6 protein-coding genes and 1 other RNA gene are annotated in these 14,145 nt (G+C 65.1%); 1 reads left to right on the top strand and 6 read right to left on the bottom strand.

Annotated features, from left to right (window positions below; genetic code table 11):
* Positions 1 to 7 precede the first annotated feature (7 nt).
* Both ACL02S_RS19405 and rnpB read right to left on the bottom strand, forming a co-directional pair.
* On the bottom strand, positions 8 to 340 hold the full coding sequence (locus ACL02S_RS19405) for a hypothetical protein (RefSeq protein WP_412803877.1): 333 nt from the start codon (positions 338 to 340) through the stop codon (positions 8 to 10).
* A 214-nt stretch (positions 341 to 554) separates the two neighbouring features.
* An RNA gene (gene rnpB, locus ACL02S_RS19400) (RNase P RNA component class A) lies at positions 555 to 969 on the bottom strand.
* 36 nt (positions 970 to 1,005) lie between these two features.
* Here rnpB and ACL02S_RS19395 point away from each other — a divergent pair.
* Positions 1,006 to 1,893 (top strand): alpha/beta hydrolase, encoded by an 888-nt coding sequence (locus ACL02S_RS19395; RefSeq protein ID WP_412803876.1) that lies wholly within the window; start codon positions 1,006 to 1,008, stop codon positions 1,891 to 1,893.
* A gap of 80 nt (positions 1,894 to 1,973) precedes the next feature.
* Here the strand turns inward: ACL02S_RS19395 and ACL02S_RS19390 are convergent, their stop codons facing one another.
* The 4 genes from ACL02S_RS19390 to ACL02S_RS19375 all read right to left on the bottom strand — a co-directional run bounded on the left by ACL02S_RS19390 (position 1,974) and on the right by ACL02S_RS19375 (position 14,129).
* On the bottom strand, positions 1,974 to 9,068 hold the full coding sequence (locus ACL02S_RS19390; RefSeq protein WP_412803875.1) for a non-ribosomal peptide synthetase: 7,095 nt from the start codon (positions 9,066 to 9,068) through the stop codon (positions 1,974 to 1,976).
* Between the two features lie 288 nt (positions 9,069 to 9,356).
* Complete coding sequence (locus ACL02S_RS19385; protein ID WP_412803874.1) at positions 9,357 to 11,828, bottom strand: FAD-dependent monooxygenase; 2,472 nt, start codon at positions 11,826 to 11,828, stop codon at positions 9,357 to 9,359.
* A 314-nt stretch (positions 11,829 to 12,142) separates the two neighbouring features.
* On the bottom strand, positions 12,143 to 13,336 hold the full coding sequence (locus ACL02S_RS19380) for a bifunctional RNase H/acid phosphatase (protein WP_412803873.1): 1,194 nt from the start codon (positions 13,334 to 13,336) through the stop codon (positions 12,143 to 12,145).
* A 55-nt stretch (positions 13,337 to 13,391) separates the two neighbouring features.
* A complete protein-coding gene (locus tag ACL02S_RS19375; protein WP_412803872.1) occupies positions 13,392 to 14,129 on the bottom strand; it encodes a zinc ribbon domain-containing protein in 738 nt (245 codons plus the stop codon).
* Between the last annotated feature and the right edge of the window lie 16 nt (positions 14,130 to 14,145).

Below are 14,145 nucleotides of genomic sequence, written 5' to 3'. Positions count from 1 at the left end.
GTCCGGGTCAGTGACCTTGCTGATCACGCAGAGCCAAGCCCTCACGATGCTTGACTCGCCGATGTTCCAACAGCACCCAAACCACCCCGGCAATACCGCACACCAGGGCGGCAACAGTAGCCACTACCGCCCAGCCGGCGAATCCGTAGCCTGCTGCGGTCAGTGCCCCGCCGATGGCTAAAACTCCCAGACCGATCAAAATGAGGCCGGGAATGTTATAGCCATCTCGTATGGCCTCACCGGCATGGCTGCGCGTTGTCCGCGCACGGTCCGGAAAACCCGCAGAGCGATCCTGCTTCGAGGGGTCCGTCCTTGTGTCATTGTGTACAGGGTCCGACATGTGACTCTCCTCTCGGAGTATTCGCATTCCGCTCCGATCAGCTGAGCGGCCACTATTTGTGTTACCGATCCGCAATGGATCAAACGACATGCCGATCACGTAACTCGCCGATTCCCACACCTATTGTCCACGCGATAGCAACCTTTGCACGGTCTGTCCTCGCGACGAACGGACCGACCGGGGGATCTCCCGTGGTCGGCTCCGCTCCGGGATACGGACGAGTTGGTCTGTAAGCCGGATCCTGTCCCCAGTGACACCGGGGGGCGGCCATCCATCTGGGCACACCGTCGCCGGGTACCTCGAGCAGTCCACCCGCGGGCTCGGGCGAGCAGCCCTCGAACACCCGCGCAGCCGCACCGCGAGCGGTGCGACCTTCGACCTTGCTCCGGGCGGGGTTTACCTAGCCGTCCCGGTCACCCGGGACGCTGGTGCGCTCTTACCGCACCGTTTCACCCTCACCACACGGCTCCGAAGAACCGTGGGCGGTCTGTTTTCTGTGGCACTTTCCCGCGAGTCACCTCGGGTTGCCGTTAGCAACCGCCCTGCTCTGTGGAGTCCGGACTTTCCTCGACATCGGGCAGCGACACAATCGTGCCCGTTCCCGACGCCGCGACCGCCCGACCAACTCGTCCGCGAGAACAGGATACTGGGTACGGTTATTGATCATGGAACGTGTCGAGGTCAGCTTCCCCTCCGGAAGCGAACAGTGCGCGGCGTGGCTCTATCGCCCGGACGGCGCACCGAAACCCCGCCCACTCGTGGTGATGGGACACGGCCTTGGGGCCAATCGGGAAATGGGGCTCGACCGGTACGCACGGCGATTCGCCGCCGCGGGGATGGCGGTCCTGATATTCGACTATCGGCATTTCGGCGCCAGTGAAGGTACGCCGCGCCAGCTGCTGAACATCGCTCGCCAACGCGCCGACTGGCATGCAGCCATCGCGTACGCGCGGACGCTACGCGGTATCGATGCGACCCGAATCGCTTTGTGGGGCACCTCGTTCGGTGGTGGACATGTGCTCGCGGTGGCGCCGGACGATGCCTATATCGCTGCTGTGGTCGCGCAGGCACCGTTCACCAGCGGCAAGGCCTCCGCCAGGGCGAAGGGGCCGATCAGCCTGATCAAGGTCATCTGCTACGCGGCAACCGATCTGCTGCTCGGGCCGATTCTGCGCAGGCCCATCGGTATTCGGCTGGCCGGGCCCAAGCACGCTGCCGCGTTGATGAGCGGACCCGACGTACCGGACGGCTTCCGCAGGCTGGCCGAGGAAAGTGAAACCTATCAGCCGAAAGTGGCTGCGCGCGTGTCATTGTCCATACTGCTCGACGCGCCTGGCCGCCGCGCGAAGGCACTGAAGATGCCCGTGCTGTACGCGCTGTGCGACAACGACACCATCACCCCGCTGAAACCCACCCTTCGCGCTGCCGAGCGCACCAAGCACGCGATCGTAAAGCACTATCCGGTAAGACATCTGGGCATCTACTTCGACGAAACCTTCGAAAAGGCCGTACACGACCAGACCGAATTCCTGGTATCGATCCTACGACCCTGACCGGAGCGGGCCCGGCCTCGATCGCGATCCGGCCACGGCCGCACCGCGGAGGCGGTTGGCCGTGGCCGGATCGCGATCGGTCAGGCATCCAACATGGATTCGCCCCACTCCCGGTCCAGATCCGGATCCACCGCGGCCAGCACCTCATCCAAGCGCAACCCCACCTCGGCGACATTCGGCTCGGACATCATGTTCAGATGATCACCCGGTACCGAGAACACGGTGAACTCGCGGGCCGCGTACTGCTGCCAGCCGTTGTCCGCGCTGTCGAACATGGTGCCGATGGTCTGATGCGCCAGATCGATACCCGGCGGCAGTCCCTCGGCGGCACGCAACAACGTGATATCCCGATCGTAGGGCTCGAGCGTATAGTCGAGCAGCGCCGAATAGTTGGCGTAGAACACCTCGTAAAGCCGCCGGATCGCCTGTGGGGAGCTGTCCGCGGGCAAGATACCCACCCGCACCGACTCGGCGAGCATCGCCGTGAACAGCTCTTCGGAATCGTGTACCTCGGGCTCGAATTCGGTCAGCGCGGATTGACTGCCTCGCGCATACCACAGCAGTTCCAGGAAGAACCACCGGATCAGGTTCTCCTCCGGGATCGATGTGCGCTCACGCGTGCGCAGCGCCATGGTATCCAACAGCGTCACACTGGCTACCTCGTCCTCCGGCAACTGCCGCGCCATCTCCAACGCGACATAGCCACCGAATGACCAGCCCGCCAAGTGATACGGGCCGACCGGATACACCCGACGCACTGCCTCCAGGTACGACGCGCTCAACGCCGCTATCGACCGCTCCGGCGTACTGCCCGAGTCCGCGCCCGCCGCCTGGAGTCCGTACACCGGACGGTCCGGATCCAGATGCCGTGCCAAAGCCAGGTAGCACAGCACATTTCCGCCGATCGGGTGCACCAGGAACAGCGGTGGTTTGGTGCCTCCGGTATTGATCGGCACGAGCGGGTCGAAGGTGCGGTGGACCTCACCTGCCCGGACCAGTGTGGCGAGCCCGGCCGCGGTAGGAGCGCTGATGAACGCGTCCAGTTGCACCTCGACCCCCCACCGCCGGGACAACGCCATCACCACGCGCATGGCGCCGATAGAAGTGCCACCCGCCGCGAAGAAATCGTCGTCCACCCCGATCGCGGGCGCCCCGGCGTATTCGGCGAGCAGCTGTAGCGCCGACCGCTCGTACTCATCGGCCGGTTCCCGCCGTGCCGCGGCTGGATCCGTGTAGTCCTCGCTGTACGCGCGCAGAGCCGCGTCATCACGTTTACCGCTGGGGGTGCGCGGGAGCTCATCGAGCCAGAGGAACCGCGACGGCACCATATGCGCGGGCAGGACGGCACGCAGATCGTGCCGCAGCGCGGCCAGGTCGGTCTGGTCGGGGGCACCGACGAGGAACGCGATCAACGACCCGTCGATGCCGCCGAATCCGCGGGCCACCACAGCGGCATCGGTGATGCCTCGGAACTTCTCCGTCACACCGAGGATGCACAGTTCCACTTCGGCGGGCTCCACCCGGAATCCGCGGATCTTGACCTGACTGTCGCTGCGACCGAGGCAGACGATATCGCCGGAACGCAGCCGGACACCCAGATCGCCGGTGCGGTACCGGATCGCGCCTCCCTGCGCGGGTACGAACCGCTGGGCGGTGAGCGCAGGCCTGCCCTCATAGCCACGAGCCAGAGTGTCGCCACCGAGATAGATCTCGCCGAGCACCCCATCGGGTACCGGACGCAATGCGCTGTCGAGCAACTCCACGGTATCGCCCTCGACCGCGCGACCGATGGGCGGCAGAGCGGGGAACCCACCGGCCTGGCCTTGGAGGGTGAAGGTGGTCGCGACATGGGATTCGGTAGGGCCGTATTGGTTCTCCAACACCAGGCCGGGCACCGCCGCGCACAGTGCGCGGATCTCCTCGGTGATGCGCAACTGCTCACCGGAGGAGATCAACACCTTCAGCGTCGTGGGGAACAGCTGCCGCCCGACGGCCGCCTCGGCGAACGCCTGCAAGGCGACATAGGGCAGGAACAACCGTTCGATGCCCTCCTGCACCACGGTGCTCAGCAAACGATCGACATCCGAGCGCAGATCGGCCGAACTGATCCGCAGCGTAGACCCGGCCGCGAGCGTGGTGAAGATCTCTTGGAACGACACATCGAAACTCAGTGGCGCCAATTGCAATGTGCTGCGCAGGCCGATGCCGGTCGCCGCGCGATTCTGCCAGTCGACCAAAGCGGTCAGCCCGCGATGCGGCATCGCGACCCCCTTGGGCTCACCGGTGGACCCCGAGGTGAACAGCACATAGGCCACCTCATCGGGCGATACCGAGTCCGGCAATACGGCGTCGGACTCTGCCGCCGAGTCGAAGAGCTCGGCGGTGTCGAGCACCAGGGCCGGATCGTCGACGATATCGCGGTAATCGGCATCGGCGATCACCCGGAGCGGGCGGGCACGGGTGATCATCGCGTTCAGCCTGGCCCGCGGATAGCTGATATCCAAAGGCACGCAGGCGGCGCCGATCCTGGTCAGTGCGAGCACCAGCACCACAAGGTCCGGACGGCGCCTCAGCAGAATGCCGATCCGATCTCCCGGCGAAACCCCCAGCCCGATCAGTCTGCGCGCCAGTTGATCACAGCGCTCGATCAGTGCGTCGTATGTGACGGATTCATCGTCTCCGGCCAGGGCGATACCCGCCGGGTCGAGAGCGGCGGCCTCGGCCACCAAGGTCCCGACGTCACGGGTGAGCGCCGGACCCGCGTCCCCGGCGATCGCCGTATCCGGGTCGGCGACGATGCCTGCCAGCATCCGGAGCTGGGTACGCGCCACCGTCTCGCATTGTTCGCCGGTCAGTGTGGCGTCGCCATCGACCCGCAACCACATTCTGCCGTCACGCGGGTCGGTCGCCGCGGTCACCAGGAGCTGGAAGTTGGTCTCCTCCCTGGCATCGAAATCGAGCAGGCGAACCCCGTCCAGCGTGAGCATGGGCTGGAAAACGTGGTAATTGACGAAATTGAACGCCGTCTCGAACGCGGGCCCACCATCAGCGAGGATCGAGCGCAGGGGATAGCGACGATACGGGTACGCCTCGCGTTCCCGCCGCGCGATCTGCTCCACCGCCGCGCGCCATGTGGTCGCGGTGGCATCCAATCGGACGGGCAGGGTGTTGAGGAACAATCCGGCCACCCGCTCGGCACCCGTACGGTCCGGCCTGCCATGACCGACCACACCGGTGGTGATATCCGTGCGCCCGGTGAGCGCACGCAGGGTGAGACAGTGCGCGGCCAGATAGACCGCTTTCTCCGGGACCTGCTGGCGCGCGGCAAACGCCGAGACCTGTTCGGCCAGTCGCCGAGGTACCAGTGCCCTGGCTCGCGGCGCCTGAGCGAGAGCAGGCTGGTATGCCCCGAGCGCGATCAGCGCGGTGGGATCGGCCCCGGCGAGCTCGGTGCGCCAGTAATCGCGGGCGTCGGTGTTATGAGAGGCGTCCTGTTCGGTCTGCGCGTACTCGGCCAGTACGGTCGCTGGATGCGGGATGGTCTCGATCCGGGTCGGGGGCATGCCGACATGACCGAGATAGTCCAGCAACAATTCCAGTACCGAGGTGGCGACGCTCCAGCCGTCCAAGATGGCATGGTGGAAGCTCAACACCAGATCCACCGTGGCCGCCTGCTCCGGCGAAGCCGGACGGACGAACACCCGGATGGCGAACAGACCGGCGGCCGAGATGTCGTACTCGGCATGCGTACGTTCCTGGAGATACGCCTCGATCAGCTCGGCACCGGCCGTCTCGTCGGTATCGCCGAGATCGACGATCTCCAGCTCGTACGACGGCTCGGCATGCACGATCTGCAGCGGAATCGAATACTTGCTCAGCTCGAACGATGACCGCAGCGCGGGCTGCCGCCGCACCAGCCGGTCCACCGCGTCCCGGAATTCCACACTGTCCCATGGGATTTCCAACTGATAGCGGAAAGCGTCCCGATAGGTGATCGAATCGGCTCGCTCGATGCTGTGATACAGCATGCCCAGTTGCAATGCGGTAGCCGGGAACGCGTCTTCGACCTGGTGCAGTGCGGCGCGGTCGATCAGCGGCACCGTCTCCAGCGGACCGACCACACGTGCCTTGTTCCCGCTGCTGTCCGCGCGCGCGAGACGGGCCAGCCCGGCAATGGTCGGCGCCTGATAGAACGCGTCCACATCGAAGAAGATCCCGGCTCGCTCGGCGGCGGTGCGCACGGTCAACGCGAGGATGGAATCACCGCCGTGCGTGAAGAAGTTGTCGTGCACCCCGATCGACTCGATACCGAGCACCTCGCACCAGACCTGGACGAGCTTCGCCTCGACCTCGGTACGCGGCGCGGCACCCGCACTCGACTCGCCGTGTGTACGGTCGAGCTGCTCAGCGAGCGCGCGCCGGTCGAGTTTGCCGTTGCGGGTCAACGGGATCCGGTCTACCCGGATGAGCCGGGACGGCACCATGTAGCGGGGCAAGGTGGTCGCGAGCCGATCGGCGATCTGCTCGCCGGTCACCTCGTCGCCGGTGAAGTAGCCGACCAGCTGCACGCCATGCGTCTCGGACATTTCGTCCACGACAGCGGCCGCGCGTACTCCGGGGCAGCCGAGCATGGCATTGTGCACTTCGCCGAGCGTGACCCGGTTACCGCGGACCTTCACCTGATCGTCGAAGCGCCCAAGATACTCGAGATTGCCATCCGGTAGCCATCGGGCCAGATCGCCCGTGCGATACCGGCGCCGTCCCGGCACGGTGCGATCATCCACGAAGGCGGCCGCGGTCAGCTCGGGCTTGCCCCGATATCCGCGAGCTACGCCGACACCGGCGATGTTCAGCTCGCCGGGGACGCCGATCGGCATCCTGCGACCGTTGTCGTCGAGTACCAGCAGATCGATGTTGTCGATCGGGCGACCGATCGGTACTCGCTGAATCGAATCACCCTGGGGGCAGTCGAAATAGGAGACATCGACGGTGGCCTCGGTCGGGCCGTAGAGGTTCACCAGCTGCGGCGGCGCGGCCTCGGCCGCGGCGAAGACCGCGTTGAATCGGCGCACCAGTGCGGGCGGCAAGGCCTCGCCGCTGCAGAACACGCGGCGCAGGCTGCCGATCCGCGTGACAGCAGCCGGATCGGCCGCCAGTTCGTCGACGAACGCGGCCAGCATGGAAGGCACGAAATGCAGCACGGTCACCCGGTGGGTGTCGATCGCGTCGATGATGCGGCGCGGATCACGCTCTCCGCCCGGCTCGAGCAACGCCACCGCGGCACCGGTGATCGACCACCAGAACAGTTCCCACACCGAGACATCGAAGGTGGCAGGCGTCTTCTGCAGGATCACATCCTCGGCCTGCAACGGATATCGGCGCTGCATCCAGGTCAGCCGGTTCACCACCGAACGATGTTCGATCATCACGCCCTTGGGCACGCCGGTGGAGCCGGAGGTATAGATGAGGTAGCTCAGATCAGCTGGATGCGAGACATTCTCGGCGCTACCGGCCTGCTCGACATCCGCCATCGAGATCCGGGTGATACCCAGCTTGTCGAATACCGCCTGGTGTTCCGGTCCGGCCGCCACCACTCGGGCACCGCAATCAGCGAGCACGGTTTCGATACGCGCGGCAGGGAAATCCGGGTCGAGTGGCACATACGCGCACCCGGCACGCAGCGTGCCGAAGATCGCGATGAGCAGCTCCGGTGCGCGCGGCAGTACCACAGGGACACATTCGTTACCGGTCACTCCGAGAGCGCGCAGCCGGGCGGCGAAACCGTCGGCCAGAGCCGACAGCTCGTGGTAGCGCAGCGGTCGCTCCCCCGAGCCGAAGGCCGGTTCGATCGCCACCCGCTGTGGATGCACGGCGGCCATCTCGGTGAACAAGCGATCGATCGTGGTGTACGGGAACTGTTCGCGTGGGCCGGATTCGAAGGTGGCGATCGTAGTCCGCTCACGTGCCGAGATCAGCGGTAGCGCCGAGATCGGCAGATCCGGGTCGTCCAATGCCGCGGTCAAGAGCGTGCCGATACCGTGCACCACCGCGTCGAGCGGAAAGTTCTCGTCGAAGACATCCTGGTCGTAGTAGAGCTGCAGCTTCAACGAGCCGTCGCGCTCGTGCTCCACGGCAAGGATATTCAGCGCCTCCAATACCGTGCCCGGATTGACGATATCGATCGTGTCGAGGATCTTTTCGAGATAATCCGAGGACGGCATCTTGATATAGGAGTACGCCACATCGAACAGCGGCGGCGCCGTCGGATCACTGTTGAGCGCACGAGCCAGATCGCCGTAGGGAAAACGCTCGTGCCGCTTCAGTTCCCGGATCTGCGTTGTCACCGCGGCCGCGACCGACGACAACGGTTCTGCCGGGTCGACCCGGATGCGCAGCGGCAACACATTGGTCTGATGTCCGGCGGTGCGGAAGGTCTCCTGGCTGTGCCGATTGAGCATCGGCACCCCGATCACCACCTCCTCGCAACGATGCACAGCGGTCAGGTAGACAGCAAGCGCCGACACCGAGAAGGCGAAGACGGAGAATCCGGTATCGCGGATCCGCTCCAGGAAAGCGGGTTCCACCATCATCTCCCGGCGCCCCCGGTCCACCTTGGGGGTACTCGCCCGGCCGGAGAACAGCGCGGGAACCACTCCCTCGAAACGGTGCACCAGGGCCTCACGGTCGGCCACCCACTGCGCAGAAGACAGATATTCCTCGTGCTCAGCGGCAATCTTCCGGTACGTACGCAGGCTGCGATCGGTGTGCTCGGTGACCGGATCCGGTTCGGCGAGCTGCTCGAGCGGCAGGTCCGAGCGGCTGTAGTTGTCCACCAGTGCGGCCCACAACAGATTGGCGCCCCAACCGTCCATTATCGCGTGATGTATCGATACGTAGAGGTAGAAATGATCGGAGCCGTCGACCAATGCCGCGACCCGGCATGTCTGCTCCGAGATCGCAGGCGTCACATTGGCTTGGTTCACCCAGTTCCGGCGCGCCGCCTCTGGGTCCGACGACCAGGTGAGGTCGATGAGTTCGACCTCGGGGAGCTCGTCGGACACCCACTGCCAGAAGCGACCTTCGGAGAACTCGAAACGAAGCCGGAACGCATCGTCACCGAACAGGGTCCGGCGCACCACCGCCTGCAAGCGGGCCATATCGAAAGGTTCGTTCATGAACGCGCAATACGCGTTCCTGGTAACAGGCGCCGGGGCATACCGAAAGGCCGCCGACAATACATCCCGCTGATACGCGCTGACCGGCCATGCCTCAGCAGGCGCACTCGGTTCGGATGTCACAGTCACTCCAATCGCGACATTCGTGGTACCGGCTGTGCGATTCGATCAAGCCCACCCTGATCAACGAAACACACAGCGCGCCACAGTTATCGATAGTGCGAATCACGGCATCGGGCTTCGCCCGTGCCGCGACTCTGCTGTTGAATTTGCGATGTGGGCAGACGGTCAGCAGACCGATGACAGCGCCCGCATACTCGCGTCGGCGAGACGTTCGGCACGCTCGCGTGACACTGCGGGTTCGACATAACCGATGTTGAAGAACAATGCGTCATGGGTGGCGTTGGCGGTGGCCATGATGAAACCACTCACCGACATACCGGAGACGAACTGCGCGCCTTCCAGTTGCCAGGAACCGATCTTGTCCGGGAAGGGATACTTGCCCAGGTAGGTCATACAGAGATGGCCAGGGCCGCGAGTGTCCATGAGTTTCACCGTCGACGCGCTGGCAGCCACCGATTTCGGTGCGGCGACCTTCAGCAGATTCAGCGCACCGAGATGGTCACGCCGATCCATCCGCGTACCGTACTCACGTTCGATCTCGGTCGCGATCTCCCACAGCGAAGCCCACGGCGCGTACTTCGCCGGAGTGGCGATCATGCCCTGATAAGTGCCCACCTCGGTGTCCGCGGCGGCACCGTCGAGATGGTCACGGAAGTTGACCGAACTGCCCACGGTGTACCAGGCAGGCTTCTCCGTCCCCGCTTCTTCTGCCGCCGCCATCAACAGCGCCGCGGACAACACCGACTGCAGGCCGACACCATGGCGGGCACAGCCAGCGGTGAGCGCATCGAGCTGGTCGGCGTCGATGCGGCGATGCACCACCCGGCTGCGCCGCTGCGCAGGCGGGGCCAATGAGGTGGGTTCCAGCCTGCGCGGCTTGCGCAACTGCGCTTTCTGGTCACGCAGCAGCGAACCCACCGTGCGCACCACGCCCCCGGCACCGTGGAACCGGGGCGGGAACAACTCTTCCGGCCCCGGCCGCACCGGAGCGGGCGACCAGTCATCGGCTTCTCCCGCGGCCGCCTGGAGTACCTGTTCGGCCACCGACAGCGCACTCTGTCCATCGGCGATGGCGTAATGCAACGTGATGATCAGCTCGTTGCTGCCATCGCTTTCCCGGATCAGCACCGCCCTGGCCAACGGACCGGTACGCCAGTCGAACGGTTCACGCAGCTCGACCTCATCGACCTCGGTCAACCAGGTTGTACTGTCTTCGGACTCGATGACGCGCAACGGGATGGGCTTCGCTACCGGTACGAAGCGCGGTGCGGTGCCGTCGGATTCGGCAACGACAGCGACACGCAAGAGCGGATGACGCCGCTGCACGGCGTCAAGACCGGCCCGGATCTGCTCCACATCCACCTGTCCCCTGACCCGCACCCGAGACAGGATATGCAGCGGCGCAAGCTGATCAGCGATCCAATGCCAGCGCTCTACCGGTGAGAGCGGGCGCGGCAGCGACTCGGTCGGCCCGTCCAGCGACGGGAACGACATCGGCTTGGCGAGTTCGCGTAAGAAGAACTCCGTCGGCGCGTGCCGGAAGTAGGCATCGCGCACCTGTACCAACCGTGGATTGGTGGTCTGCTCGATCTTGGCGAGCCCGGCCGAACCGTTGACGAACATGGCATTGCGATCGGCCCGCAATTGTTCGTAACGACGCAGTCCCGCAACGGGATCCGCGGCATCTCCGAGCACCTTCGCCAGTACCACCGCGTCTTCGATGGCGGAGTTGGCGCCCTGACCGAGGCTGGGCAGCATCGGGTGCGCGGCATCGCCGAGCAGGGTCACTCGACCGCGCCCCCAGTGCGCCAGCGGCGGGCGGTCCTGGGCAGGCACCGCGAGAATGGCGGATTCTTCGGTCTGCTCGATGCAGGCGCGTACCTCCGGCGCCCAATCGGCGTAACGGCGCAGCAGGTCGTCCTTACCGCCCTGCCAGTTCGCGGCCTCTTCGGCGGACATGGTCTGCGTACCCCACCAGTACACCCGACCGTGACCGATATCGTGGATGCCGAAACGCATTCCGGTACCCCAGAAATGCGCGGACAGACCACGCGTGACATTGCGGTGCTCGAAGGGGATGCACGCCAGCCAGCACACGAAATTTCCCGGGCGAGGCGCGGTGCGACCGTGCAGCTGGGCACGCACCGTGGAGTGGATGCCGTCCGCACCGATGAGCACATCACCCTCGGCGATCCGGCCGTCGGCGAACTCGACACGGACATGATCACCGTCGTCGATGAACCGAGTCGCTTTCGCATCGACGAAAGTCGGTGTGTCACCGATCGCTTCCAACAACACTTCGTGCAGATCGACGCGATGCAACGCCACAGCGGGCGCACCGAGCTTGGCATCGAGCCGATGCACGGGAAGAACCCGGATCGGGGTGCCATCGGGTTGACAGAAGCGGAAGCTCTCGACCCGGCCACCGCGGTCGAGCAAACGCTCATCGATGCCGAGGTCGAGCGTGCGCAGCGCATTCATCGCATTGGCCTGCACCGAAAGACCGAAACCCCGGGCACGCAGCTCTGGCGCCGCCTCATAGAGCTCGACACCGAAACCCGCCTGCCGCAGCGCGGCCGCGGTGGTGAGCCCCCCGATACCCGCCCCGAGAACAACAACCTTGCCCCGACTGCTCATCGAACCTGCACTCTCATCGAATCGCTGGATAGCACAACCGTTTCCGACCGCGATATGAGCTACGAGCGACGCTGCCCGCAGTTCACCATCCCCCTGGAGAGCACCGGACCGGAGGTCGTATCGACCCCTGATCCAGTAAGTCGGGTAGGACGCTTGTGCCTGACCGATCCGAAGCCTACCGCCACTCGGCACACCGACAGCATCTAAGTGAGATACGACGCATCGCGCGAATGTCAAGCGGAAAAATGTTGCGATATGGCATAATTCGGCCTTCGTTTACCGCATTCCCGCCTGTCATCGCAGCCAGAGTGTGCTCAGAGATAGGAAGTGTCGTTCACCCGACGCACCGATGAGCCTCCATCAGGATAGAACTCCGCTATCGACAGCGAAGCCAAATCAAGATGTAAGCGGTACAACAGTTCTGGGCCGACACCGAGCGCCGATCGCACCAACATCTTGATCGGGGTCACGTGACTTACTACCACCACGCCCGCACCGGGATACCGTTCGATCAGATCGCGGCAGGCCGCACCGACCCGTTCCGCGACCTGATCGAAGCTCTCCCCACCGGGTGCGGCGATGGATGGATCACCGAGCCAGCGCGCGTGCAACTCGGGATCACGCTGCGCGGCTTCGGCGAAAGTCATTCCCTCCCAAGCACCGAAGTCCGTCTCGATCAGACCGTCGTGTATCTCCATCTCGACCCCGAGGGCAGTGGCCACGGCCTGCGCGGTTTCCCTGGCCCGGCCGAGCGGAGAACTGACCACAGCGGCGATACCGCCTTCGGCCGAGAGCATCGCGGCGGCACCGGCGGCCTGTCGCCTGCCCAGCGGTGTGAGCGGCGGATCGCTACGACCACAGTAACGACGTTGCCGGGACAGCTCGGTCTGACCGTGGCGAAGCAGCAGCATCCGGGTAGGGCTGCCGGTGATACCGATCCAGCCGGGGCCGTGTCGTACGGGCTCGGCCTTCCCGGCACTCGCGGCGGTGACTTTCTCTGCTTTCTCGGTACGGCCGAGAGCCGGATCCACATCCGCGGGCAGCTGTGTGCGGGTGGAGGGTTCGCGGTGCTCGGCGGCACGGGGGGCGGCAGCCCGGCTCTGCTCATCCATGGCCTCGTTCGCCAGCCGGTCGGCGTAGGCGTTCTCGGCACGAGGAATCCAGGTGTAGCTCACCCTGGTGAATTCCGCTGCCAGCCGGCGAGCCCGCTCGGCGAGTGGAATCAAAGCCTCGTGCTTGACCTTCCAGCGACCGGACATCTGCTCGACAACCAGCTTGGAATCCATGCGCACCACAACGGACTCGGCGCCGAGTTCGGCCGCCGCGGCCAATCCCGCGATCAAGCCCTGATACTCGGCGACATTGTTGGTGGCGATGCCGAGGAATTCTCGCCGTTCGGCGAGCACCTCGACGTGGTCGGCGGCGTAGACCACCGCGCCGTATCCGGCCGGGCCCGGATTACCGCGGGAGCCACCGTCCGCTTCGACGATCACCTCGGAAACAGACATCGTCACCCTTACCCTTGTTGTTCGAGGTGTGCGGCCGAACCAGGTGGGAGCGAGCTCACAACCCCGATTCCTTGGTCCGGACCAGGACCGCCCCGCACTCCGGGCAGCGCACGATCACATCGGCAGCGGTCTTGGCGATACGCGCGATCTCGCCACGGTCCAGTTCGATGCGGCACGCGCCGCAACGGCGAGCCTGCAACAGCGCGGCGCCGACGCCGTACTGCGCACGTTGCCGGTCGTAGATCGCGAGCAACTCGGCGGGCATCCGCGCGACCACCTCGGCGCGATCGGTATCGCAGCGGGTTTGCGCTACATCCAGATCAGCGAGCGCTTCATCACGGCGTCGTTGCGCGGCGGCCAGATCCTCCTCGGATCTACTCAGCTTGGCGCCCGCATTGTCATAATTGGCGGCGGATGCCTCGCGCTGTTCCATGACCTCGAGCAATTCGTCCTCCAGCACCGAGCGACGGCGCTGCAAGCTGCCCAGCTCGTGCTGGATCTCCGAAAGCTGCTTGGCGTTCACCGTCCCCGCGGCGAGCATCCCCTTATCGCGGTCCTCGCGCTTACGCACCGCCTCGATCTCACCCTCCAGCTTGCGGATATCACGATCGAGATCGTCCAGCACGATCTGCACGGCGACCGCGTCATCGGCATGTGCGTTGCGTTCGCTCTCCAGCTGGGCCACCTCCTGCTGTTCGGGCAGCACGGTGCGACGATGCGCGATCCGAGTCAGCTCGGCGTCGATGGCAGCGAGCCGGAGCAGCTCGGCCTGGATCGGGGGTTCGACATTCAACGCGGACAAACTCCTG

This window comes from Nocardia spongicola (assembly GCF_047200775.1).
Lineage (GTDB): Bacteria > Actinomycetota > Actinomycetes > Mycobacteriales > Mycobacteriaceae > Nocardia.
The sequence above is the reverse complement of the archived record's forward strand: the minus strand, read 5'-3'. Positions and strand labels throughout refer to the sequence as shown.